Raw genomic sequence first — 24,088 nt, forward strand, 5'->3', positions numbered from 1 at the left:
TCTTTAAGAAGTGGACTATCTATAATAAGATAGTCCACTTTTGTGTTTTTCTAAAAATAATGAGGAAAGTACTTTGGCTTTTCACATTGGGTTAATTTTGCATAAAGCATAATCCTTTCGGTCACACTAGGTTTAAAAAAGTGATAGAAGGGGTTCATGTGAACACGTTTAAATTCAGAAAACAGTTTAAAAGGCGATGGCGGCGTTGGAAACGTACGGCATGGATGGCTGCCTCATTGGTGGCTATTACTATTCTGGCATACAGCGGGTTGTCAATTTCATCTCACATTGAGCGGTTGTTAACCACTAACTTCAGTGAGGCCACTACGGCTATGGCTCCAGTCACGGAAGAACGTTCCGAAGAAGAGGTACAACGCATATTGGGACAACTTGGTTCCGAGACGGATCGTTTAACTTCTGTGGTTATGGAGACGCATTATATTTGCGGCATTGAAACGGAACAATTGGGAAAAATGACCATCCCTCAATTAAAAGTGTTACTTCAACAGCATCCGGAGTGGGAGGCTGAGGTAGTGTCTACGGATACATTGCAAATTAAGAAACAAGTAGATGATCTTTCACCGCTATGCAAGGAACAGGCATATATCAGCGTGGATGCAGTGGGTAATCTTAATCTTTACGAAGGTCGACCTGCAGAAGAAAAAGTAATCCGTACTTTTTTTCAAATGGACGTCGGATCGCTGGAGAGTTCTTTGCCTGAAGGGGTACTGGAGCAGCTGCAGCAAGGAATCCGTGTACAAGACAAGGATGAATATAACAGCGTGATTTCGACTTTTAGTGATTATGCCATTGATGGACCACATAAAGAAGAGCTCCGAAATGGCGGATGAATGGATAGCATCCAAAGTGGTCATACCGAGAGGTCAATCATGGGACATCGAGAGATGTCCTTTTTGTCGTAGAAAATAACGAGTCGACAAGTACAAGCATATCGTGCAGAAAAGCCAGAATGATGCCGAACCATGCCCTCCTGAGATTAGACAAAGTTTTTCCTGTCGCAGGGTCTATCTTTTGTTATAATGAAATGAACGATACATATGTTCGCTTTATTGTAAGGGAGAGATGGTTTTGCGTTTTTTGGGAATAGACCCGGGGATTGCGATTGTCGGTTTTGGATTTGTGGATAAGATCGGTAGTAAAGTGGTACCCGTACAATATGGCTGCATTCAGACTGAAGCTCATACACCTGAAGAAGAACGGCTGCTTCACGTGTATGAAGGCATGGTGCAGCTGATCGATAAATACAAACCAGATGCAGTAGCACTGGAGAAACTTTTCTTTAACAGGAATGTAACTACAGCGATGTCTGTCAGTCAGGCAAGAGGCGTTATGGTGCTTGCAGCTGCTCAGAAGGGATTGCCTATAGCGGAGTATACTCCAATGCAGATTAAACAGGCGATTGTAGGATACGGTAAGGCAGAGAAGCGGCAGGTGCAGGAAATGGTCAAAATGTTCTTGCGTTTGCAGGCTATACCGAAGCCGGATGACGTAGCGGATGCTCTGGCTGTGGCTGTATGTCACGCGCACTCATATACATTAAATTCCAAGTTGAATGAGGTATTGCGAAAATGATTGATTTTCTAAGAGGACAGTTCGTACATGTAGAGAATGAATATATTGTGCTGGATGTTCATGGCGTGGGATACCGTGTATTTTGTCCAAATCCGTTTGCGTTTGCGAAGCAGGAAGGCGAGATCACGGTGTATACCCATCATCATGTGCGCGAAGACGCGATGCTGCTATTTGGATTTGTTACACGGGAAGAACAGCGCTTGTTCCGCAAACTGATTGAAGTATCCGGTATCGGACCAAAGGTGGCACTGGGGATATTGGCCGGTGGTACGCCAGACCATGTCGTTACAGCGATCTACCAGGAGAACCTGACGTTCCTGACGAAGCTGCCGGGTATCGGCAAAAAGACAGCACAACGCATGATTTTGGATCTGAAAGACAAGCTGGACGGGTTTGGAGCAGCGGCTTATGCTACAGGTTTGTTTGCTCCACCTTCTGAAGAAGCGGGAAGCGGTTCGGCCTGGGATGAGGCTCGGGATGGTTTGAAGGCTCTCGGTTATACAGACAGTGAGCTGGATAAAGTGTGGCTGAAATTGAAAAAGGATGTAACATCAGCTGATTCTGTTGATGTGTTGATGAAACGTGCGCTGCAAATGCTGTTTACCGGATAATTGAATTTGCATATATAATGGCAGTAGCCCGCACAAAAAAAGGTAGGGATGAACATGGATGACCGGATTATTTCCGCTAACCTCATGATGGAGGATCAGAATGTTGAACTGAGTCTCCGTCCCCGGTATCTGAATGAATATATCGGGCAAAACAAGGTCAAGGAAAATTTGAAAATATATATTGAAGCTGCCAAATTACGCAATGAAGCATTGGATCATGTGCTGCTTTACGGTCCGCCAGGACTTGGTAAAACGACACTTGCCAATATCGTTGCCAACGAATTGGGCGTAAACTTGCGTACCACATCGGGACCGGCGATTGAACGTCCGGGTGATCTGGCTGCACTGCTGACGAATCTACAGGAAGGCGATGTTCTGTTTATTGACGAGATTCATCGTCTGCACCGTACCGTTGAAGAAGTAATGTACCCGGCTATGGAGGACTCTGCCCTTGATATTATGATCGGAAAAGGTCCAAGTGCGCGTTCCGTGCGATTGGACCTTCCACCATTCACCTTGATCGGGGCTACAACACGCGCTGGCTTGCTGTCTGCACCGCTTCGAGACCGGTTTGGTGTAATCAGTCGGTTGGAGTTCTATACCGTGGATGAGCTGGCTTATATCGTCTCACGATCTACAGAAATTTTGGGCGTTGAAATTGTTGGTGATGCTGCAGAAGAGATTGCTCTCCGCTCACGCGGGACACCGCGAATTGCCAATCGTTTGCTAAAACGGGTACGTGACTTTGCCCAGGTAAGGGGCGATGGAATCATTACTCAGGCACTGGCTGAAGAAGCATTAAAACGGCTCCAGATTGACCCGCGCGGCTTGGACGAGATTGATCACAAGATGCTTACATCCATGATTAACAGTTTCCGCGGAGGACCCGTTGGACTGGACACGATTGCAGCAACGATTGGTGAAGAAAGTCAGACGATTGAGGATGTCTATGAGCCTTATCTTCTGCAAATCGGTATGATTCAGCGGACACCAAGAGGCAGGGTTGTTACGGATCTGGCTTACCATCATCTTGGTTTGCCTATACCACCGAGGGACGGAAAGTAAACCAGTTTCTGTAGTTCTTAAGAAATCAAATTGAAGTTTTTATGTAAACTTCCCGATATAACGTGTAGAAACAGCATGGAGAGGAGTTTGAACGTGGGGAAAGCATTACAAAAGAAGAAGTGGAGTCGGCGGTTAAAGGTATTGGCTGCTGCACTCTTAACAGTGGGATGTCTGCAAGTGCCCGCTTTTGCTGCAGAGAGTAACGGGCAGATGATTCGGGTCGCCATGTTTGCGAATCTGGGGAGCACATATAAGTCAACAACCCCTCTCATTACACTTGAATCAATCGGCATATGGAGCATTGGATCAGAGAGCGGGGCGGGAGTCACACTTCCTGCTGGTCAAATTCGCTTCAGTGCAGATGGATTTCGTGTGAAAGTGCTGGAAACCGGGGACTTCAAGACTGCTGCAGCAGCAGCAAAATTGTTGCAGGCGACCAGTGATAAACCATTGCTGTTCACAACGACGTTGAGCGGTAAGGCCACGTTTCAATTATACACAGGAAATTATGCGACAGAAGCTTTGGCTACACAAGCTGTTGCACGAGTGCAAAAGGTGGCAGCAGCAGGGCTCGGCGGTCAAAAACCGGTGGTAACTGGAAACAAACATTTGTCAGCAGGGAGCTACAGTTCGCTTCAGGAAGCTGAGGCTGCACAGGAATCGCTCTTAGCCGCTGGAATCAATGCCATTACCGTATTGCAGCTCAGTGGCGGGGCTCAAGGATATTCAGTGTGGGTCGGGGAAGCGGTAACGGACGCCGAACTAGCAGCATTTAAAAAAACGGTGGAAGTCAAGGCACCGGGCGTAAGCTTGACGCCAGTATCTGACAGCAACGTACTCATGATCCGACAGGATGCGGGACTCAGCACAGATACGCTGAAAACTGCTCCACATTACACGATTGCAGGCACTGAAGCAAAAGCTTATGTGCAGGGTGATGGAAGTGGGATTAAAGTGCTGGAGCGTTCCGCGCGGACATACCGTGGGGACATGGAAGTTAGTATCGTAGGCGGAGATTTGGCTTTGGTCAACGTAGTCCCGCTGGAGCAGTATCTATACTCGGTTGTAGGCGCTGAAGTATATTCATCCTGGCCGGCAGAGGCTCTGAAAGTTCAGGCTGTCGCAGCTCGTTCTTACGCACTTCAACAGGGAGAGCGATTCAAAATCGCCAATGTTGTGGATACGACACTCAGCCAAGCGTATAACGGAATAGGCTCGGAGAACGATAAAGTAACAAGTGCAGTAGATGCAACAGCAGGTGAAGTCATCAAAAGCGGCGGTAAAATCGTTGAAGCTGTGTTCTCTTCCAATGCTGGGGGCCAAACGGCTCACCCATCCGAAGTATGGAATGGGGGCGCAGGCGTATTCAGTAATGTGGACAGCCCTGGAGATGCGTCAGCTCAGGCAGGTTTACACACATGGTACCATGTACTGCTAAGCTCAGGGGTTAGTGGATATATCCGTGAGGATAATGTAAAAGAATTGACGACTAAAACAGAAGCAGGATTGTCCAAAGTCACAGTCACTGCACAAAACACCAATGTACGTCCCATTCCGCTAATCCAATCCACGGTTGAACCTGTGGCGAAAATGAACCCGGGCACGGAGGCTGTTGTTTTGGCGAAAGTGGCTCAATCCAACGATTACGCGTGGGTAAGAGGACCATTTACCTCTGCAGCGTTGGTTAAAGCGTTACAAGGGAAAACAACGACCACCGTTCCGGCATCCATCTCTACCTTGGAGGTCACAAAGCGTGGACCTTCAGGAAGAGCTCTTGAAGTGAGTGCGAATGGACAACCTTTGACAGTCAAATATGCAGATACATATCGTTCTGCACTTGGAGGATTGCCGAGTACTTTATTTGATATTGCAGGGACCGGAAGTTATACTGTATTAGGCGCTGACGGGCAAACTTCAAGCAAAACCGGATCAAAAGGTGCTGCTGTGTTGTCCGCTTCCGGAACGGGAACATCATCCGGTAATGCTCTTGTCGTTATGAGCGGTGATGGTCAAGCCAGAGCAGTAACTCAGGGTCAAACCTTCATGTTTATCGGCCAAGGTAATGGTCACGGATTGGGCTTGTCTCAATGGGGTGCCAAAGGTATGGCTGATGAAGGGTATGATTACCAGACAATATTGAAACACTATTATCAAAATGCGACTATTGTTAAGGAATGAATTGAAAATGAATGTGAACTTATATGATTTTGAATTACCAGAGCAGTTGATTGCACAGACGCCTTTGCTTGATCGTACGGCATCGCGGCTGCTGACATTGAACAAGGAGAACGGTGAGGTTAACCATCGCTCGTTCCCGGATATCATCAATTTTCTAGAGCCTGGCGACACTTTGGTATTGAATGACACGCGGGTATTGCCAGCGAGACTGTTCGGTACAAAAGAAGATACCGGAGCCAAAGCTGAGGTACTCCTGCTGAAAAATGTTGAAGGCGACCGCTGGGAAGCTCTTGTCAAACCAGGGAAAAGGCTGAAAGCCGGTTCAGTTATTGTATTCGGTGATGAGCTTAAGGCTGTCATTGATGAAGAAGGCGAAATGGGTGCACGTACCCTCACATTCTCCTATAACGGAATCTTCCAGGAGATCCTGGATCGTTTGGGCGAGATGCCACTGCCTCCTTATATTAAAGAGACTCTGGATGATCGTGAAAGATACCAGACGGTGTATGCAAAGCACGAAGGATCAGCAGCGGCTCCAACAGCTGGGCTGCATTTTACGGATGAGCTGCTGGATCAGATCCGTGCCAAAGGCGTCAATGTTACTTTCATTACGCTTCATGTTGGTCTCGGAACATTCCGCCCAATGTCTGTTGATGTTGTGGAAGAGCATGAGATGCACGAAGAGTATTACTCCATGTCTCAGGAAACGGCGGACCTGATTAATGAAACGAAGAAACGTGGTAACCGTGTATTTGCAGTAGGAACGACGAGCTGTCGAACGCTTGAAACGGTAGGCAGCAAGTTTGGAGATGGGGTGCTTCAGGAGAGCAGCGGCTGGACCAAAATCTTTATCTACCCAGGTTACAATTTCAAAGTTATAGATGGCATGCTTACAAACTTTCATTTGCCGAAATCGACACTTGTTATGTTAGTTAGTGCACTGGCAGGCAGAGAACATATCATGAATGCATATGAGCAGGCGATTCAAGAGAAATACCGCTTTTTCAGTTTTGGCGATGCCATGTTAATCTATTGATTCACAAAGGCATACTGAGGCTAACGATTAATTTTAGAGGATGATTAAAACCAATGGCAGCAATTACGTATGAACATATCAAAACATGTAAACAATCCGGTGCGCGTCTGGGACGTGTACATACACCGCATGGTATTATCGAGACACCAACCTTTATGCCTGTTGGTACACAGGCGACTGTAAAAACAATGAGTCCTGAAGAGTTGAAGGAGATGGATGCACAGATTATTCTGAGCAATACCTATCACCTGTTCCTCAGACCAGGACACGAAATTGTTCGCCAGGCTGGCGGTCTTCACAAGTTCATGAACTGGGATCGGCCGATTCTGACGGACAGCGGCGGGTTTCAGGTATTCTCCCTCAGTGAGATGCGCAAAATTACAGAAGAAGGTGTTCACTTCCGTTCCCACCTGAATGGAGACAAAAAGTTCCTTTCACCCGAGGTGGCCATGGAAGTTCAGAACGCGCTCGGCTCCGATATTATGATGGCATTTGATGAATGTCCTCCATATCCGGCTGAATATGAATATGTAAAAAAATCACTCGAGAGAACGAGCCGCTGGGCGGAACGTTGCCTCGAAAGTCATGCTCGTCCGCATGATCAAGGCCTGTTTGCCATCGTACAGGGAGGCATGCATGAGGATTTGCGCCGTCAGAGCGCCGCAGATTTGACTTCCATGGATTTCCCGGGGTATGCTATTGGTGGACTGAGTGTTGGAGAGCCGAAACATTTGATGTATGGCGTATTGGATTATACAGTACCGCTGTTACCTTCCAATAAACCACGTTACTTGATGGGAGTAGGTTCGCCCGATGCATTGATTGAGGGATCAATTCGTGGAGTGGACATGTTCGACTGTGTACTGCCTACCCGGATTGCCCGTAACGGAACAACAATGACAAGTCAGGGACGACTCGTTGTTCGTAACGCCAAGTTTGCAACAGATTTTGGTCCACTGGATCCTGAATGCGATTGCTATACTTGCCGTAACTACTCCAGAGCTTACCTGCGTCATTTGATCAAAGCGGATGAAACATTTGGCTTGCGTTTGACGACCATTCATAATCTTCATTTCTTGCAGAATTTGATGCGCAACGTGCGCAAAGCCATAATGGAAGATCGTTTGCTTGATTTCCGTGATGAATTTTTCGATCAATATGGTCTTCATGACAATGACAAAGGTTTCTGATAGGTTTTGCAGAACCGGAGAAACACGTAGTATCTGTAAGTATAGTCGATAAGGGGGAGTTTTGAATGTTCCAGGTAATGCCTTTACAAGCGGCCAATGCGGGCGGTGGAATTGTATCTTTGATTGTACCTTTGGTACTCATGGTTGCGATTTTCTACTTCTTGATGATTCGTCCACAGAACAAAAAGCAAAAGCAGCGTAATGCGATGCTGAACCAGTTGAAAAAGGGCGATAAAATTGTAACGATCGGTGGCCTTCACGGTACAATCGCTGAAATTACGGATGATGTTGTTGTACTTCGTGTAAACGATGTAACTAAGCTTACATTCGACCGTAATGCGATCAGCAGTGCAGTGAGTCGTGAAACCGCTGTTGAATAGATTATTGTAGTTTGTGCAGAGAACCGGATCTCTAGAGACCCGGTTCTCTTTTTTATTTTTCTGTATGGTCAAATGAGTCAAACTTCTAGGATCTGTGTGTATTCACCCCGAAAATTCCTCCGAGTGCCGAAATCAGAAATGCGCTTGCAAGCTGCAGACTGTCTTTCCAATTGAATGAAGCATCCAAAGCGAGGAAACCTATAAGCAATACGATCAGTCCATAAATGATGCCGGTTAGCCCTCCATGGTACCAGCCTTTTTCGCCAGACCGTTTTCCCGCTACAAATCCTCCAACCAGTAAAGACAAGCCATGAACGACATACGTGTAAAGTGAAAGTTCTTGCTCCCGCATGTTACTCATCCAGAGAAAGAGGGAGAGGATTAACGCTCCCAGCAACATCCATACAAATGCATGGCAGAGGCCCGACAATATCGGGTTGGACATTCGAAACGAAATCACTCGGCGAATCAGCTGCATGAAGCAACCCCCTTGTACAAGTTTGAAATTATTACATTGTATGGTCAAGCCTCTGTAGTTATGAACTGAATTTTCCATTAAATGAACAATCAAGATTCGCATGAGCATATCTGGTTCCGGTCAAAATAGGGATTACGCTTCAGGTATCTGTTTGTAAATCAGATGTGAAGGAGGGACCATGTTATGAGTTTTTCGGATATAGGAGCACATATTTTTCGAACGATTCTCATGTATTTTATCGTCTATGGAGCCATTCGGGTTATGGGGAAAAGGGAAATAGGCAAGCTGTCCATGTTCGATCTGGTTGTGTCCATTATGCTTGCCGAGATCGCAGCATTTGTCATTGAGGATACGGATAAACCGTTGTATCACGGCATTGTGCCCATGGTGACCGTACTTGTTGTTCAGATCGGCATGGCTTTTCTAAGTCTCAAGAGCCGTCGCTTACGACTCATGATTGATGGCAAACCGACGGTACTCATCTCCAAGGGTACACTCCATCGTGATGAAATGCGTAAACAACGATATAATTTGGATGACCTGCTGCTGCAGTTGCGTGAACAGAATATCGACAGTATTGGTGAAGTCGAATTTGCCATTTTGGAAACGACGGGGAAGTTAACGGTTATCCCCATGAACAACTCTTCTTCGGGCCAAAGTAACAGTTCATCGCAAAATAACATGAAAAAGCCCAGGCAGGACAAGGTCGATGGCTTTCAAAATATTAAATATGAGGGTCTGCCCCTGCCGTTAATTATGGATGGTAAAGTCCAAGACCAAAATTTGGAGCTGATCCAGAAAACACGTTTTTGGCTAAAGAATCAGATTCAACAGAAGGGTGTGCTTGATTTCAAGGATGTGTTTATATGCTCCATCGACCATAATGGCAAAGTATTCGTAAGCCTGAAGGATGATAAAAAATAGCGATAATCTTCTTATTTCCGAGAACGTCGTTGGAACCAGGAGCCAATGATCGGCATCCGGGAGAGATCATGAAAGTCAATCATGCGGGTCATGCCCATGACAATAAAATAAACAATGAGACCAACAACAAGGGCAAGGATCATTCTCAGCCAGAAGGGCAGCAAAATGGCCGTATGTTCATAAACCAAAAGGGTTGCTGCTCCCATAATAACCATGCCGGTTGCTGTTTTGACCCAATCCATCAATTTGAACCGGAACTGAAGCAAATTGCGCACACTTCTGGCATGTAAGAGAGTAACCACAGTTGAGTTCACACAGATAGCAATCACTGCACCGAATATGCCGTATTCGGGTTTGGATGCAAGCAGTAAAATCAAAGTGACTTTAATGACCGCACCGATAAATGTATTGAGAAGAGCTTTTCCTGGACGATCGAGTGCCTGCAGAGCAGCTTGAAGAGGTGCCTGAATGTAGATAAACAGGGCAAAAGGAGCCATAAGTTTAAGCATGCTTCCAATCGATGCATCATTATACAGTACTAAACACATCGGTTCGGCAAGCACATACATAAAAACAGAAAAAGGGGCACCTGTGACGAGGGCAAGCCGCAGTGCCTGGTGCATTCGTTTATGGATGAGCGCCCGATCCCCCTGTGCGGATGCTTCAGACAGGGAGGGAACAAGTGATGTGGCAAGTGATGAAGTGAGCGCACCGGGCAGGAGCAGTAGCGGAATGATCATGCCTTGTAACGCACCATATTGAGCGGTCGCCAATCCGCGGGATATGCCTGCAAGAGCCAGACTCTGAGCGGTGACAATGGTTTCAGCAAGATAGGAGAGTGAGCCTACTAGGCGGCCGGCTGTTACGGGTACAGAGATGGCCAGGAGGCGTCTGATCAATCCTGTTTGTGAAGCATTTGAATCAACGGGTAGTGCGGGTGAAGGAACATTTGCATTTGGTGGGATCAGATGATTGGAACGCTCAGGATCCTTTTTATGTCTGTTATAATTCCATAACAGTACAAGCATGCCAACAAATTCACCGACGAGTGCTCCGAGCATGGCCCCTGCTGCTGCCTGGGCAATACCTTGTGGGAGAAGCAGCCAGGAGAACCAGATCACGCAAATAATGCGTACAATGGTTTCCGTGATGGATGAAGCGGCAGTAGGAATCATATTCTGCTTGCCCTGGAAATACCCGCGATATACCGCGGATACGGCTATGATCGCAATCATCGGACTCATGCTTACAAACGTATGATACACCCTCTCATCCGTCAGAACATAACGTGTAACCCACGGGGCAAAGACAATGCACAGAAACATGAAAACTACGCCCAAGGTCAAGGTAAAGCTTAGACTAATCTGTAATATGCGCTGGGGAGAATAGCGGTTGGCGCCTGTATCTGCTTCAGCAACGAGTTTGGCAACGGCGAGCGGGATGCCTCCGGTAATTAATGTGACGAGTACGATGAAGAAAGGATAGCTCAGCTGATACAAACCAACCCCTTCTGCTCCGATTACGCGAGGCAGCGCAATACGGGGGATAAAACCGAGAATACGATTAATTATGCCTGCGGCTAGCAGGATCATGGCTCCCTGGATAAATGTCTGTTTCTTCAAAACTACCCCTCTTTCCCGGTTGAAAGTAACAGGTCTCGTAAACGGGACAAAGCCGTTGTTCTTCATCCTATGCCAGTCCACTGTCTTCTCATGACAACTTGGACTCCATTAACAAAAAGATCCAGATCGGGCAAGCAGGAATCTGAATGTATGAAGTCGAATCATGTAATATTGATGCCGCATAAAGGCTTGTGCGTAAGAAGGGAGGCGCTCCCCGCTTGGAAGAAATGAACGATATGGAGCTGGAAGAATCCATTGAGATGTTATGTCGCAGCAAGGCGGAGGAATTAAGGCTTGTCGGGTACGAATATGTGACCAGCAAAGATGTCTGGAATTGCGTTAGTCATAAATATGAAAAACAGGGCATTCCACCGCTTCACCAACTGGTGAACGACATTTTGTCACTGAAAGCAACAAGCTTTATGAACTTTATGACCGTTTCTGCATACCGGGGATCCTCTTTCTAACGAAAGGGATCTTTTTGTGTTGGAAATTGACTGCTTTTTACGGCATCGCTATAATAGGAATATTGAGAATGAAGGGGGATCTAGGAACGGCATGAAGAGAATTGTCAGTTTCATTCTGGTCGTGCTTGTGACCGCAGGAGTCATGTTGGGCACAAGTCCGGGCCTGCTCAAAAATATTCGCTTGGGCCTCGATTTAAAGGGAGGCTACGAGATCTTATATGAAGCAGAGCCGCTGGAACAAGGGCAGCAAGTTACCAAAGCTTCTTTGGTACAAACTGCAAAAAGTCTGGAGAGCCGTGCCAATGCGCTCGGAACAAGCGAGCCGGAAGTAACCACTGAAGGAACCAACCGGATTCGTTTGAAATTGGCTGGTGTTACGGACGAGGCTGAAGTAAGAGCCAAAATGAAAGAACCCGCCGTCCTGACTTTCCGTAGTAAAGCGGAGAATGACAAGGAAGGCGAGTATACGAAGATTGAGCTTCGAGGAAACGAATTTGTTGAAAACGGCGCAAAAGTGACTTTCAATCAGCTGAATGAACCAATGATCGATATCCAGGTCAAAGATAAAGCGAAGTTCTCGGAAGTTACCAAACGTCTCATCGGACAACCTCTTGCCATCTATCTGGATGATCAGCTGCTCTCTGCCCCAACCGTACAACAGCAATTAACTGACGGTTCGGCACAGATTACTGGTAATTACACACGTGAGGAAGCGAATCAGCTGCGTGACACCATTAACCTGGGTGCACTTCCTCTGAAACTTACAGAGAAATACTCTCAAAGCGTTGGAGCAACGCTGGGTAAATTGTCTCTAGACCAAACGATTAAAGCGGGCTTGATCGGTTCCGTTATTATTTTAGTGTTCATGATTGGTCTGTACCGCATACCGGGGATCATTGCAAGTTTTGCCTTGATTACACATACGTGGCTGGTACTTGCGATCTTCTATATGGGAGAATTTGTGCTTACCCTTCCGGGTATCGCAGCATTTATCCTGGGTATAGGGATGGCGGTTGACGCCAACATCATTACGTACGAGCGGATTAAGGAAGAAATGCGGAGTGGTAAATCGATTTTGTCGTCAGTTAAGGCGGGAAGCAAACATTCCTTCCGTACCATTATCGACTCCAATATCACAACCATCATTGCTGCGGCCGTTATGTTTTTCCTGGGTACAGGCGCAGTCAAAGGTTTTGCGCTCGTGCTGATTTTTGACATCGTCACCAGCATTATCACGAATATTTTCTTCTCCCGCTTCCTGTTGACCCTGCTTGTGCGGGCTAACGTGTTGAAGAAGCCTAAGTACTTCGGAGTGAAGGAGAGTGAAATTCGTGCGCTTTAATTGGAACTTTGATTACATTAAGGGCAGTAAGATTGCCTATACGTTCTCCATTATTTTGACTTTGGCAGGGATTATCAGTTTGTTCTCCCTTGGATTAAATTATGCGGTTGATTTCCGCTCAGGTTCGAATGTGGATATTACCGTTTCCAAAGCGATAACGTCCGAACAGATTACTCCGATCATCAAAGACATTGGCGTCAATGAAGGCGATGTAAATATTACGCCAGGTGCCGACCGAGTTAACGTTCGTTTCTCCAACGTATTGGATGAGACACAAGAGAGCAAGTTCAAAGAGGAGTTCACCAAGCTGGATCCGGAGGCTTCTTATGAAGTCAATACCGTAGACCCGGAAATGGCCAAAGAGCTTGAACGTAACGCAATTTATGCGGTTCTCATAGCAAGTATCGGGATTATGATCTATGTAGCTATTCGGTTTGAGTGGCGCTTTGCTGTGGCAGCAGTTGTTTCCCTGTTCCACGATGCATTTGTAGTCATTAGTGTTTTCTCTCTCTTCCGACTGGAAGTGAATTTGACATTTATTACTGCTGTATTGACAATTGTTGGGTTTTCGATTAATGATACAATCGTTATTTTTGACCGGATTCGAGAGAACCTTCGTTTTGCCAAGAAAACAACAAAAGCTGATTTGCGTGAAGTGGTTAACCGCAGTTTGTCACAAACAATGACTCGTTCATTAAACACGACATTTACGGTATTCATTGCATCACTTTGCTTGTTTATCTTTGGTGGAGAGTCCATCCGCATGTTCTCGCTTGCAATGGTAATCGGAACATTGTTCGGCGCATACTCTTCCATCTTTATTGCAGCACCGTTGTGGTTTACACTCAAAGGCAAGCAGACAACAAAGCCTAAAGCAACTGCCAAAGCATCCAACTAAACATCTTATTTGCAAGCCGCGTCTGTCAGGCGCGGTTTTGCAACGTTACGTACAGGATTAAGGGGGAATTTCCATGACCAGAGAACGTATTCCAGCTGCTCAAGCGGCAACGTGGAGTGGTATTGCCGGGAATATGACACTTGCAGTGATTAAGGCTGGCGTCGGTTATATGGCGAACAGCAAATCGCTGCTTGCCGATGGTCTGTATTCTGCCTCGGAAGCTGCTTCCTCACTGGCAGGTCTCTTCCCCTCGAAGTCTGTACAGGATAGGAACAAAGCTCGCAGGGAAAAGGCCAGAGAGCATTCGCGCATGGCGAGGCCCGGGATTACGGTGCTGCTGTCCGTCCTGATCCTTATGGGAGGCCTTCAGATTGCAATCTCTGCTCTGACCGGATTGACCGGGGATGAGCCTGGCGAATCGGCAAAATACGATCATGCACTTATCGCAGCTTTTGCTGCACTTGCTGTGAAAGAAGCTATTTTCCAATTTCAATATCGATATTACCGCAGGCGCAATCAGTCGCAGGCACTGTCCTATGCTCAGGAACATCGCCGTGCGCTCTATTGTTCTCTCACTGTACTCGTAGGCATTGCAGGTTCTATGGCTGGTGAAACGATGGGGATTCATGTTTTGCTGTATATGGACCCAGCGGCTGCACTTATTGCTTCCTGCTTTGTGCTTCATAAGGGTTACCGTATGATTGTAGACACCGTTTATGGCTCGCTCGTTCAGGAACTGGAACAGGAAGAGGCCATGGATTTCAAGGAAACGGTACAACGCGTTTATGGTGTTATTACGATTGAGCATCTGACTGCCCGGGAACAGGAACATGCTGTAACCGTTGAACTGGTCATTAGTGTGAATCCGAGAATTTCGGTGCTGGAAGCACAGGAAATTGCCAATCGGGCCAAGACCTTGCTGTTAACCCGGTTTAGTCATGTAAAAGAAGTACAAATCCAGGCTATCCCTTATGATCCGGGATATCCATACAAATCCAATCATGAACTGCCCGATCATGAAGCGACATTAATTCAGTAATGAAGCGCGGGTCCCGTAGATCAGGAAAGGAGCGTTATCATTGCTTTATTCGCAATACCGGTGGAACACACCGAATATCGATTTGGAGGCGGCTGCGGGACTCTCGCAGGCGCTTTCCGTTTCAACACTTGTTGGACGTTTGCTGGTTAGCCGGGGAGTCCATAATGAAACTGAGGCAGAGCGGTTTCTTCATCCCGATCTGGGGCAGATGCATGATCCTTATCTGCTTCGGGGCATGAATGAAGCTGTACCCCGTATCCGACTTGCGCTCGAGCGTGGTGAACATATTTTAATTTATGGAGATTACGATGCAGATGGTGTGTCCAGTACTTCGCTGATGATCCATTTAATGCGCCATCTTGGGGCATCCTATGATATCTACATCCCTCATCGGTCCAATGAAGGCTATGGATTGCACAATCATGCGCTGGACTGGGCCCATCAGCAAGGGGTTACTCTAATTATTACGGTCGATACAGGAATCAGTGCGGTAGATCAAATTGCATATGCGGCAACACTTGGGATGGAGGTCATTGTAACAGACCATCATGAACCGCCTGAGACTCTTCCAGAAGCGTTTGCTTTGATTAATCCAAAACTTCCCGATTGTCCATATCCTTTCAAAGGCTTGGCCGGCGCGGGAGTAGCTTTGAAACTGGCTCAAGCCCTGATCGGTGATGTGCCTGGCGAATGGATGGAGATTGCTGCTATCGGAACCGTCGCCGATCTCATGCCGCTTGAAGGAGAGAACCGGGTTATTGTCAGTTATGGCGTTGAGTCCATGCGGGGATCACGTCTGCCAGGCATAAGTGCGCTGCTTGAGATCAGCGGCGTAGATCAAAGCCAGGTTACATCGGTGAATATTGCTTTTGCGATGGCTCCCCGTATTAATGCGAGTGGGCGTTTGGATCATGCAGGAAGAGCTGTTTCGCTTCTTACAACCGAGAATCTGGATGAGGCTCATATGCTTGCAGGTCAACTCGATCTGTTGAACCGGGAACGGCAGCAGGTCGTCGAGGGCATAGTCCAGGAAGCCAGCGCGCAGTTGGAGCAAAAAATTCAGCTTCGTTCCGGCAAAGTTCCCGATGTAATTGTTCTCGCGGGAGAAGGCTGGAATGTGGGGGTTGTGGGCATCGTGGCTTCCAAAATACTCGAACGCTATTATCGTCCAACACTCATCTTGGGAATAGACCCCGAGACGGGTGTATGCAAAGGCTCTGCCCGCTCCATTGATGGACTGGATATCTATGAGGCACTCACCGCATGTAAACATACAATGGACCACTATGGTGGACATCCGGCAGCTGCAGGCATGACCCTTCATCGGGATCAGCTGGAAGAGCTGGAGTCGGGGTTGAATGAGTTTGCCGCCTCCGTTCTGACGGAAGCGGATTTTATGCCTGAGCGACTGGCAGACGACGAGTGTAGAATTAGTGACGTGCCGCTGAAAGTCATTCAGGAAATCGACAGACTTCAACCTTTCGGCATGAGTAATCCTTCACCTCGTTTTGTTTTGAGGAATGTCATGGTAAAAGAAACACGAACGATGGGCCGGGAGAAGCGGCATCTGAAACTGGTTCTCGAACAAGACGGGCAGCAGCTCGAAACGGTTGCCTTTGGCAAGGGAGCTTTAGCCGAATTTTTACCTGCGGGTACTCTAATTGACGTAATGGGCGAATTGTCTATCAATGAATGGAACGGGATGCGCAAACCGCAATTGATGCTTCAGGACATTCATGTTCCATACGCTCAAGTCTTCGATCTGCGTGGGAATGCTGATCCGCTGAACGCGATGAAACAGTTCCTTGGTTCACTTGAAGTGCATTTAAGGTATACATCTGGCTCAATAGGTGCGATTGTCCGGAAGGATATCGATGTTTCTGAGGGAAATTCATTGTATGAACCGTGCCTTTGGGTATATGATAGAAAGGTCGGGTTGTTTCCGTATAATGCTGCTGCGCAGCATTATGGACAGGAACAGGTCCGGACGTTATTTGTGTTTGATACGCCGGAAACCCCGGAACAACTTGATGCCATGCTGGCCATGTTCAACGGAGCCGAGAATATCATCCTTCTGCACGGATCAGGCAACCGCCGAGATCGCCTTCAGATGCCTTCCAGAGACCTCTTCAAGCGTATTTATATGCTGGTGTCGAAATGGAGAGCTGAACCGGTAGAGGAACAAGAGATTACTCCTGTGCTCAGTCGTCAGTGTGGATGTTCGCCGCGTATGATTACCATGATGCTGGATGTGTTTGAAGAGTTATCGTTCATCACCCGCAAGGATGGCAAAATATCGTTTGTGGATAACCCGCCCAAACGCGATCTGGCCTCGTCCCGTCATTATCAGGTGCTGGAAAACATGGCCGAGACAGAACAGGTACTGCTGGATGCATCTACACCGCAGCTGACACAATGGATGATATCCCGGATGAAGGGCGTATCTTAGATGGAAGTTGTGTATTTATTTTAGGAGGAGATTATTTTGGATTTTAAAGAGTATATTCGTGTCATTCCTGACTTTCCACAACCAGGAATCAGCTTCAAGGACATTACGACATTGTTGAAGGATGGAGAAATGTACCGCAAGGCAATCAATGAGCTGAAAGTAATGGTTTCTGATCTCAAAATTGATGTCATTGCTGGACCTGAAGCACGTGGTTTCGTTGTGGGCGCCCCTCTGGCATACGCTCTTGGTGTCGGCTTTGCTCCGATTCGCAAAAGTGGAAAACTGCCTGGAGAGACGATTGAAGTAGGTTATGATCTCGAATATGGCAAAGATACACTTGCGATGCATACCGATGCAATTGAAAAAGGACAAAATGTCCTGATTGCTGACGATTTGCTGGCAACGGGTGGAACGATTGCAACTTCCGTTAACCTGATTGAACAATTGGGAGGCAAAGTTGTAGGTGCAGCATTCCTGATTGAGCTGTCTGACCTGAATGGACGTGCCAAATTGCCGGAGATCGATGTATTTACGTTGATGAACTACTAAGATCCCTGCATGCGTGCTGTCTTAACACTTTAAAGTGCATTCCCGTTTCCCGGGAAATAATATACAGCATTAATGATTATTAAAAAGCCTGCTTTCTCAATTCCTAGGAAATGAGAAAGCAGGCTTTTTGGTATTTATGTTTGTTGCTAACCCCGAATGCGGATGATTATGATCCGACCAAGGACATCAGTCAGGGGTTTTCTCAGTCAGGGGTTGTTTCTCCGATTGGTCGTTAGACCATCCGAGTACTTCGAACAATTTGAACAACAGACTCAGCAGGATACCGACAATGGTAGCCAGTGCCATGCCTTTCAATTGTACTCCGTAAATGGATACCACAGTTCCGCTGAGTCCGATGACAAGCACAAGCGTTGTCAGGAGCAGGTTAGTTGGTTTCGCGAAGTCCACCTTTTGCTCAACGAGGATACGCAGACCGGATGCGGCAATGACACCAAACAGAAGCAGGGATACTCCACCCATAACAGGTACCGGAATGTTGGCAACAAGCGCCGAGAATGTTCCTGAGAAGGAGAGCACGATCGCAATGATGGCTGCGCCACCAATGACATAGGTGGAATAGACTCTTGTAAGTGCCATAACACCGATATTTTCACCATAAGTCGTATTCGGCGTGGATCCAACAAAGCCGGACAGAATCGTGGAAACCCCATTTCCGAGCAGGGAACGATGGAGACCAGGGTCTTTGGAAAGATCCTTGCCTACAATGCTGCTCGTTACGAGCAGATGTCCGATGTGTTCTACAATAACAACGAGAGCTACAGGCAAAATGGTGAAGATGACTGACCAGTCGAACGTCGGCGTGGTGACCGTTGGCATTGAAATGAAGTCAGCATTAGCAATGCTTGCCTTATCTACTTCTTTCATAAGTAATCCAAGAACATATCCAGATACAATTCCGATCAGAATGTGAATGATTTTGGGGAAGCCACGGAATGTTACAGCTCCGATAACGGTGATGCCCAGAGTAACCATGGATAAAATAATGGGCTTGGCCTGAGGAACCCAGTTGGGGTTGTTCACAGGGTCAGAATTGATCAGCCCAGCCATGCCGGCTGCAACAGGCACGAGTTCCAAACCGATCAGGGCTACAATGGCTCCCATGACTGCCGGTGGGAACACAACATTAATCCAGCCTGTCCCGGCATATTTAATGATAAGAGCGACAAGACAGAATACAATACCTGTTATAATAAATGCTCCGAGGGCCATGGAGTAGCCGTTACCCGGATGCGATTCTATAACAACTGTAACGGGCGCGATAAAAGCAAAGCTGGAACCCAGGTATGCTGGTATTTTGCCTTTGCACATTAATATGTAAAGCAATGTTCCGATACCGTTCATCAACAGGATCATGCTTGGATCAACCCCGAACAAGTTGGGTACAAGCACCGTGCTGCCAAACATGGCAAACAAATGCTGCAGACTGAGCAGGGAGCCAGATCCTAGTGGCATCTTCTGATTAACCTGAATTTCGCGTTGCAATGAACATTCATCTCCTTTTCCGAAACACAAATCTTCAATAGATTACAGAGTTTCTCTCAATTAAGCAATAACATTTTTTGCGATTTGGCTTCGAATGTACGTTTTTTATCAAATATTGATTCTATTTCGAATATAAATGGCCATAATATTTAAGATAAAGGCACGGTTTAATCCCGTTAAGCGGATTATAGAGATATGGATGGGCCAGTCATAAATTCTTTTAAAAAATTGGATATATGCTCTTATTCGTCAGCAGTTGACGGGAAACGGGCGAAGCGTCATAATTATAGGAAATTACTTTTACGGGGAACCTGTGTTGATGCATTTGTCACGGGTTCCATTTTGTATAGAAAGGACACGGAACAGATCAGAATGGGCATAGAGCAATTACTCGAGAAGGCCGGAGCTTATATCAAAGAACCCGATCTGGTGCGCATACGTGAAGCTTACGAATTTGCTGATCAGGCCCACCATGGACAGACGCGTAAATCGGGAGAACCGTATATCCTGCATCCGCTTGCGGTTGCCGACATTGTTGTGAACATGCAGATGGACACCATCTCCATTATTGCAGCGCTTCTTCATGATGTTGTAGAAGATACTACGGTATCGCTTGAAGAAATCCGCACTCACTTCGGCAATACGTGTGCCATGCTTGTTGACGGCTTGACGAAGCTGGAACGTATTCAGTTCCGCTCCAAGGAAGAGCAGCAGAACGAAAACTATCGTAAAATGTTCATCGCCATGGCGCAGGACATCCGTGTCATCGTTATCAAATTGGCTGACCGCCTGCACAATATGCGGACACTCAAATTTCAATCGGAAGAAAGTCAGCGCAGGATTTCCTATGAGACGCTGGAGATTTTCTGTCCCATTGCCAACCGTTTGGGTATTTCTGCGATCAAATGGGAAATGGAGGACATTGCTCTCCGTTATTTGAATCCGCAGCAATACTACCGTATTGCAAATCTGATGCACAAGAAGCGTGCAGAACGTGAGCAGTACATCGATACGGTGATGGACGGAATCACGACCAAGCTTGATGAGATGGGAATCCAGGCAGATCTGTCTGGTCGTCCGAAACATATTTACAGTGTGTTCAAAAAAATGACAACGAAGAACAAGCAGTTTAACGAAATCTACGATCTGCTTGCGATTCGTATTATTGTGGATAATATCAAAGATTGTTATGCTACCCTCGGCATTATACACACATTATGGAAACCGATGCCTGGGCGTTTCAAGGATTACATTGCAATGCCTAAGGCTAACATGTACCAATCGCTTCATACAACGGTAGTTGGCCCGAATGGGGAGCCGACTGAAGTTCAGATTCGGACATGGGATATGCATCGTACTGCCGAATTCGGGATTGCGGCCCACTGGGCCTATAAGGAAGGTGCAGCAACCGGAAATCATTTTGAAGATAAAATTACGTTCTTCCGGGAAATTCTTGAGCTTCAAAATGAAGCGCAGGATGCATCTGAATTTGTCGAATCCCTTAAGATGGATTTCTTCTCTGATTTGGTATTTGTATTTACGCCTAAAGGTGAAGTCATTGAGCTGCCTACAGGCTCCGTGCCGCTGGATTTTGCGTACAGAATTCATACCGAAGTGGGTAACCGTACGATTGGAGCCAAAGTCAACGGTCGAATCGTTCCACTTGACTACCATCTGAAGACCGGAGATATCATTGAGATTTTGACGTCCAAACATTCATATGGTCCAAGTCAGGATTGGCTCAAAATTGCGAAATCATCCCATGCGAGAGCCAAGATCAAGCAGTGGTTCAAGAAGGAACGCCGCGAAGAAAACGTTGAAAAAGGCCGCGAAAGCTGTGAACGCGAGCTGAAACGTATGGGGCTTGATCCTTCTGCTTGGATGACGGATGACAAATTGATGGAAGCATGCAAAAAATATGCGTTTAACGATATTGATGACATGCTTGCAGCGGTTGGATTCGGTGGTATTACCGCTGCGCAGATCGTAACCAAAGCAACCGAGAAATTGCGCAAGGAACAGGAAGAGTCGAGCTTGCTCGAATTGAATTCCGAAATGCGGGAGCTGAAGCCTGCACCTGAACGCAAGAATCGTCCTACCAACGGCATACGTGTCAAAGGCATCGATAACTTGCTCGTTCGCTTTGCACGCTGTTGTAATCCTGTCCCGGGTGATGACATTATCGGTTACGTTACGCGTGGACGTGGGGTATCCGTGCACCGCAGCGACTGTCCGAACATTCCTTCAAGCGGGGATGGAGAGGAAGCAGCACGCGTCATTGAGGTGGAATGGGAAGAAAATATTGAGGCCAACTACAGTGTCGATATTGAGATTACCGGACATGACCGCAATGGACTGCTCAATGAAGTGCTTCAGGCCGTTTCCGAAAGTAAAACCAATATATCTGCCGTCACCGGACGGACAGACAAAAATAAATTAGCATTGGTGCACGTTACAATCCTGATCCGCAATACAGAGCATCTGCATTCTGTCGTCGAACGGATCAAACGGGTAAAAGATGTCTATTCCGTGCATCGGATTATGCAGTAAGGAGCCTGTCAGATGAGAGTGCTTGTACAACGTTGCAAAGAGGCTCAGGTTACCGTTGGTGACGAAATAACGGGACGGATTGAATCCGGGGTCATGCTGCTCGTAGGTATTACTCATGAAGACACGGAGAAAGATGCGGTTTATCTTGCAGACAAGGTGGCAGGACTTCGAATTTTCGAGGATGATCAGGAAAAGATGAATCTTAGCCTAATGGATGTGGGTGGAGCTGTCCTTTCGGTCTCGCAATTTACACTATATGGCGACTGTCGCAAAGGGAAACGCCCGAGTTTTGCGGCTGCAGCCCGGCCAGAAGCAGCTGAGGTGTTATATGAGACTTTTAATCAACTATTGAGGGATAAAGGCATTCAGGTGGAAACAGGGAGATTCGGAGCCATGATGGATGTGTCCTTCACCAACTGGGGTCCCGTGACTTTAATGCTGGAGAGCCCTCTCCGTCAGGAAGCACGTGCATAATTCACCCGGGATCAGGCCATAATAAGGGATAATTCTAGTACTAGCATAAGCTGATCAAAGGAGTATCTCTCACTATGCGTCAATCTGCCAAGATAACACGTTCCCGTATGGAACCACTGCTTATTCCCGGGAATCTGTATGAGTCGCTAAAGTTGGCTCGCGCAGCTTCTGAATGCGTGGCTACGATCTGGTCTACCCAGGATTCGGACAAGGGAGAGCAGAGTCACCTGCCGCGTGCCTAGTTATGATGAAAGAAAAGCTGTAAGCAGGCAGTCATTTTATATGCCCAAAGCTTACTCGTATAGCAGCAGAGCCGAAAGCCTTGATTCGATACTCGGATCAGGGCTTTTTTATGTGATGTTTTTCGTTTGCGTGTTGGAAATAAACTCAATTATCGGTTGCTTGAGCTGTTATAAACAGCTGTAGTTAGGGTAATAACAACACGAGGCACATGATTGTGCCGAGGTTCAGGGTTTGTACATGGATTGACTGAATTTGTAGATTACAAAATTCTGCAAAACCCGAATATGAAAAGATTTTTCGAACACGGAAAGGAGAACGTACGTTATGAGTAAAGTTGCTTTTTTATTGGCGAACGATTTTGAAGATTCGGAAATGCAGGTCCCATATGATGAGGTGAAAAAAGCCGGACACGATGTGGAAATCATCGGTTTGAAGGCAGGAGAAACGCTCAAAGGTAAAGGCGGCAAGGCTTCCTATACTTCAGACAAGGCGATTGCAGAAGTGTCGGCTTCAGATTATGACGCAGTGGTCATTCCAGGGGGATCTTCTCCTGAAAATCTGCGCACGGATGCGAATATTCTGAAGTTCGTAACGGAGATTAACAGTGCGAAGAAGCCAATCGCAGCCATCTGCCATGGCCCGCAAATTCTGGCCAGCGCTGACCTGCTCAAAGGGCGAACCATTACATCCTATCCACCACTTAAGGATGATATGGTCAATGCAGGTGCTGAATTTAAGGATCATGAGGCTGTAGTGGACGGTAATTACATTACATCGAGAACACCAGCTGATGAGCCTGCATTTGTTCGTGAACTGTTAAAAGTCATATAATCGGTCACAGGTAAACGATTTAACTTGTTTATCAAGTTATAATCTGCACAATACATGATGTAATTTATTCCGACAAAGGAGGGTTTGACATGGCAAAGCATATTCAGGCATATTTTCGAACCGAAGATGAGGCGGAGGGTGCTAGAACTTCACTTCAGACGTTTCGGACCGAGCATTTGGAGGTAGGACAGCTGGACAGTGCGGTTGGCAGAGACAAACGCATCTTGCTGCCGCTGGTGCCTTATAATACGGCGGGTGGCGCAGGTACAAATGGAACCATGGGTGTGGGTACGGCGCCTGGAGTTCCGGCAAGTGAGAACGTAGTTCCAGTGGTTAGTAATGTGGATCGTAATGCTGATCGAGATGTACGCGACAATGTGAATACGGATGGTGATCTGCTCAGAGCGGCAGACGTCTCCTCGGACGATTATGATGATCTGCATTATGTTTTGTCTGCCAAAGTCCAGGACGAGGATTATGATGAAATTGTTCATAAGCTTCGGTCCAACAATGCCTATGTGGAAGAATTGAATTAACGTGTAGATTATGGAAGAGCCCTGTGACGTCTGACTTCAATTTCGTGTCAGCGCGATCACAAGGGCTCTTCTGTATAAGTTTACTTCTATATTATTAAAGCGCTATCATTTTTGTAATATTACTGTAATT

23 protein-coding genes are annotated in these 24,088 nt (G+C 46.8%); 20 read left to right on the forward strand and 3 right to left on the reverse strand.

The window, feature by feature from the left end; all coding sequences use genetic code 11:
• Positions 1–158 precede the first annotated feature (158 nt).
• The 8 genes from CHI14_RS15765 to yajC all read left to right on the forward strand — a co-directional run bounded on the left by CHI14_RS15765 (position 159) and on the right by yajC (position 8,053).
• A complete protein-coding gene (locus CHI14_RS15765) occupies positions 159–851 on the forward strand; it encodes a BofC C-terminal domain-containing protein (RefSeq protein WP_095289469.1) in 693 nt (230 codons plus the stop codon).
• A gap of 238 nt (positions 852–1,089) precedes the next feature.
• Positions 1,090–1,593, forward strand: a complete 504-nt coding sequence (ruvC, locus tag CHI14_RS15770) for a crossover junction endodeoxyribonuclease RuvC (protein WP_056701196.1) — start codon at positions 1,090–1,092, stop codon at positions 1,591–1,593.
• Positions 1,590–2,204, forward strand: a complete 615-nt coding sequence (gene ruvA, locus CHI14_RS15775; protein ID WP_095289470.1) for a Holliday junction branch migration protein RuvA — start codon at positions 1,590–1,592, stop codon at positions 2,202–2,204. Before ruvC ends, ruvA begins: the two co-directional genes overlap by 4 nt.
• A gap of 54 nt (positions 2,205–2,258) precedes the next feature.
• The gene (ruvB, locus tag CHI14_RS15780; RefSeq protein WP_095289471.1) at positions 2,259–3,269 is read left to right on the forward strand and encodes a Holliday junction branch migration DNA helicase RuvB; all 1,011 of its coding nucleotides are present in this window, start codon (positions 2,259–2,261) and stop codon (positions 3,267–3,269) included.
• A gap of 75 nt (positions 3,270–3,344) precedes the next feature.
• On the forward strand, positions 3,345–5,447 hold the full coding sequence (locus CHI14_RS15785) for a SpoIID/LytB domain-containing protein (RefSeq protein ID WP_095289472.1): 2,103 nt from the start codon (positions 3,345–3,347) through the stop codon (positions 5,445–5,447).
• A 7-nt stretch (positions 5,448–5,454) separates the two neighbouring features.
• On the forward strand, positions 5,455–6,483 hold the full coding sequence (gene queA / locus CHI14_RS15790) for a tRNA preQ1(34) S-adenosylmethionine ribosyltransferase-isomerase QueA (protein ID WP_095289473.1): 1,029 nt from the start codon (positions 5,455–5,457) through the stop codon (positions 6,481–6,483).
• Positions 6,484–6,536: 53 nt separating this feature from the next.
• Positions 6,537–7,673 (forward strand): tRNA guanosine(34) transglycosylase Tgt, encoded by a 1,137-nt coding sequence (gene tgt, locus CHI14_RS15795; protein ID WP_095289474.1) that lies wholly within the window; start codon positions 6,537–6,539, stop codon positions 7,671–7,673.
• 65 nt (positions 7,674–7,738) lie between these two features.
• On the forward strand, positions 7,739–8,053 hold the full coding sequence (gene yajC, locus CHI14_RS15800; RefSeq protein WP_095289475.1) for a preprotein translocase subunit YajC: 315 nt from the start codon (positions 7,739–7,741) through the stop codon (positions 8,051–8,053).
• Between the two features lie 85 nt (positions 8,054–8,138).
• Here yajC and CHI14_RS15805 read toward each other — a convergent pair whose 3' ends face one another.
• A complete protein-coding gene (locus CHI14_RS15805) occupies positions 8,139–8,531 on the reverse strand; it encodes a TIGR04086 family membrane protein (protein ID WP_095289476.1) in 393 nt (130 codons plus the stop codon).
• Between the two features lie 183 nt (positions 8,532–8,714).
• Between CHI14_RS15805 and CHI14_RS15810 the strand changes: the two genes are divergently transcribed.
• The gene (locus CHI14_RS15810; RefSeq protein WP_095289477.1) at positions 8,715–9,455 is read left to right on the forward strand and encodes a YetF domain-containing protein; all 741 of its coding nucleotides are present in this window, start codon (positions 8,715–8,717) and stop codon (positions 9,453–9,455) included.
• Positions 9,456–9,466: 11 nt separating this feature from the next.
• Here the strand turns inward: CHI14_RS15810 and spoVB are convergent, their stop codons facing one another.
• On the reverse strand, positions 9,467–11,077 hold the full coding sequence (gene spoVB / locus CHI14_RS15815) for a stage V sporulation protein B (protein ID WP_095289478.1): 1,611 nt from the start codon (positions 11,075–11,077) through the stop codon (positions 9,467–9,469).
• Between the two features lie 227 nt (positions 11,078–11,304).
• Between spoVB and CHI14_RS15820 the strand changes: the two genes are divergently transcribed.
• The 6 genes from CHI14_RS15820 to CHI14_RS15845 all read left to right on the forward strand — a co-directional run bounded on the left by CHI14_RS15820 (position 11,305) and on the right by CHI14_RS15845 (position 17,821).
• On the forward strand, positions 11,305–11,544 hold the full coding sequence (locus tag CHI14_RS15820; protein ID WP_095289489.1) for a post-transcriptional regulator: 240 nt from the start codon (positions 11,305–11,307) through the stop codon (positions 11,542–11,544).
• A 91-nt stretch (positions 11,545–11,635) separates the two neighbouring features.
• Positions 11,636–12,886, forward strand: a complete 1,251-nt coding sequence (gene secD, locus CHI14_RS15825; protein WP_095289479.1) for a protein translocase subunit SecD — start codon at positions 11,636–11,638, stop codon at positions 12,884–12,886.
• The gene (gene secF / locus CHI14_RS15830; protein WP_095289480.1) at positions 12,876–13,784 is read left to right on the forward strand and encodes a protein translocase subunit SecF; all 909 of its coding nucleotides are present in this window, start codon (positions 12,876–12,878) and stop codon (positions 13,782–13,784) included. Before secD ends, secF begins: the two co-directional genes overlap by 11 nt.
• 73 nt (positions 13,785–13,857) lie before the next feature.
• Positions 13,858–14,823, forward strand: coding sequence for a cation diffusion facilitator family transporter (locus tag CHI14_RS15835; RefSeq protein ID WP_095289481.1), 966 nt, complete (start codon positions 13,858–13,860; stop codon positions 14,821–14,823).
• 40 nt (positions 14,824–14,863) lie between these two features.
• Entirely contained in the window at positions 14,864–17,272 is a 2,409-nt protein-coding gene (gene recJ, locus CHI14_RS15840; RefSeq protein ID WP_095289482.1) for a single-stranded-DNA-specific exonuclease RecJ, read from the forward strand.
• A gap of 36 nt (positions 17,273–17,308) precedes the next feature.
• Positions 17,309–17,821, forward strand: coding sequence for an adenine phosphoribosyltransferase (locus CHI14_RS15845; RefSeq protein WP_095289483.1), 513 nt, complete (start codon positions 17,309–17,311; stop codon positions 17,819–17,821).
• Positions 17,822–18,007: 186 nt separating this feature from the next.
• Here the strand turns inward: CHI14_RS15845 and uraA are convergent, their stop codons facing one another.
• A complete protein-coding gene (gene uraA, locus CHI14_RS15850; RefSeq protein WP_095289484.1) occupies positions 18,008–19,324 on the reverse strand; it encodes a uracil permease in 1,317 nt (438 codons plus the stop codon).
• Between the two features lie 372 nt (positions 19,325–19,696).
• Here uraA and CHI14_RS15855 point away from each other — a divergent pair, with 372 nt between their 5' ends.
• From CHI14_RS15855 to CHI14_RS15870, 5 genes are all read left to right on the forward strand, one after another.
• Entirely contained in the window at positions 19,697–21,874 is a 2,178-nt protein-coding gene (locus CHI14_RS15855) for a RelA/SpoT family protein (protein ID WP_095289485.1), read from the forward strand.
• Positions 21,875–21,886: 12 nt separating this feature from the next.
• Positions 21,887–22,348, forward strand: coding sequence for a D-aminoacyl-tRNA deacylase (gene dtd / locus CHI14_RS15860; protein ID WP_095289486.1), 462 nt, complete (start codon positions 21,887–21,889; stop codon positions 22,346–22,348).
• Between the two features lie 74 nt (positions 22,349–22,422).
• On the forward strand, positions 22,423–22,590 hold the full coding sequence (locus tag CHI14_RS30060; protein ID WP_153979744.1) for a hypothetical protein: 168 nt from the start codon (positions 22,423–22,425) through the stop codon (positions 22,588–22,590).
• Positions 22,591–22,915: 325 nt separating this feature from the next.
• Positions 22,916–23,422: a type 1 glutamine amidotransferase domain-containing protein gene (locus CHI14_RS15865; RefSeq protein ID WP_095289487.1), complete on the forward strand. Its 507-nt coding sequence runs from the start codon at positions 22,916–22,918 to the stop codon at positions 23,420–23,422.
• 89 nt (positions 23,423–23,511) lie between these two features.
• Complete coding sequence (locus CHI14_RS15870) at positions 23,512–23,958, forward strand: hypothetical protein (protein ID WP_095289488.1); 447 nt, start codon at positions 23,512–23,514, stop codon at positions 23,956–23,958.
• Positions 23,959–24,088: the final 130 nt, after the last annotated feature.

The organism is Paenibacillus sp. 7516 (assembly GCF_002272715.1).
In the GTDB taxonomy this organism is placed as follows: Bacteria; Bacillota; Bacilli; order Paenibacillales; family Paenibacillaceae; genus Paenibacillus; species Paenibacillus illinoisensis_A.

Coding starts and splice junctions, on each gene's coding strand:
- ruvA (WP_095289470.1), top strand. CDS start 1,590: ATGATTGATTTTCTAAGAGGACAGTTCGTACATGTAGAGAATGAATAT.
- ruvB (WP_095289471.1), top strand. CDS start 2,259: ATGGATGACCGGATTATTTCCGCTAACCTCATGATGGAGGATCAGAAT.
- CHI14_RS15785 (WP_095289472.1), top strand. CDS start 3,345: ATGGAGAGGAGTTTGAACGTGGGGAAAGCATTACAAAAGAAGAAGTGG.
- queA (WP_095289473.1), top strand. CDS start 5,455: ATGAATGTGAACTTATATGATTTTGAATTACCAGAGCAGTTGATTGCA.
- tgt (WP_095289474.1), top strand. CDS start 6,537: ATGGCAGCAATTACGTATGAACATATCAAAACATGTAAACAATCCGGT.
- yajC (WP_095289475.1), top strand. CDS start 7,739: ATGTTCCAGGTAATGCCTTTACAAGCGGCCAATGCGGGCGGTGGAATT.
- CHI14_RS15805 (WP_095289476.1), bottom strand. CDS start 8,531: ATGCAGCTGATTCGCCGAGTGATTTCGTTTCGAATGTCCAACCCGATA.
- CHI14_RS15810 (WP_095289477.1), top strand. CDS start 8,715: ATGAGTTTTTCGGATATAGGAGCACATATTTTTCGAACGATTCTCATG.
- CHI14_RS15820 (WP_095289489.1), top strand. CDS start 11,305: ATGAACGATATGGAGCTGGAAGAATCCATTGAGATGTTATGTCGCAGC.
- secD (WP_095289479.1), top strand. CDS start 11,636: ATGAAGAGAATTGTCAGTTTCATTCTGGTCGTGCTTGTGACCGCAGGA.
- CHI14_RS15835 (WP_095289481.1), top strand. CDS start 13,858: ATGACCAGAGAACGTATTCCAGCTGCTCAAGCGGCAACGTGGAGTGGT.
- CHI14_RS15855 (WP_095289485.1), top strand. CDS start 19,697: ATGGGCATAGAGCAATTACTCGAGAAGGCCGGAGCTTATATCAAAGAA.
- dtd (WP_095289486.1), top strand. CDS start 21,887: ATGAGAGTGCTTGTACAACGTTGCAAAGAGGCTCAGGTTACCGTTGGT.
- CHI14_RS30060 (WP_153979744.1), top strand. CDS start 22,423: ATGCGTCAATCTGCCAAGATAACACGTTCCCGTATGGAACCACTGCTT.
- CHI14_RS15865 (WP_095289487.1), top strand. CDS start 22,916: ATGAGTAAAGTTGCTTTTTTATTGGCGAACGATTTTGAAGATTCGGAA.
- CHI14_RS15870 (WP_095289488.1), top strand. CDS start 23,512: ATGGCAAAGCATATTCAGGCATATTTTCGAACCGAAGATGAGGCGGAG.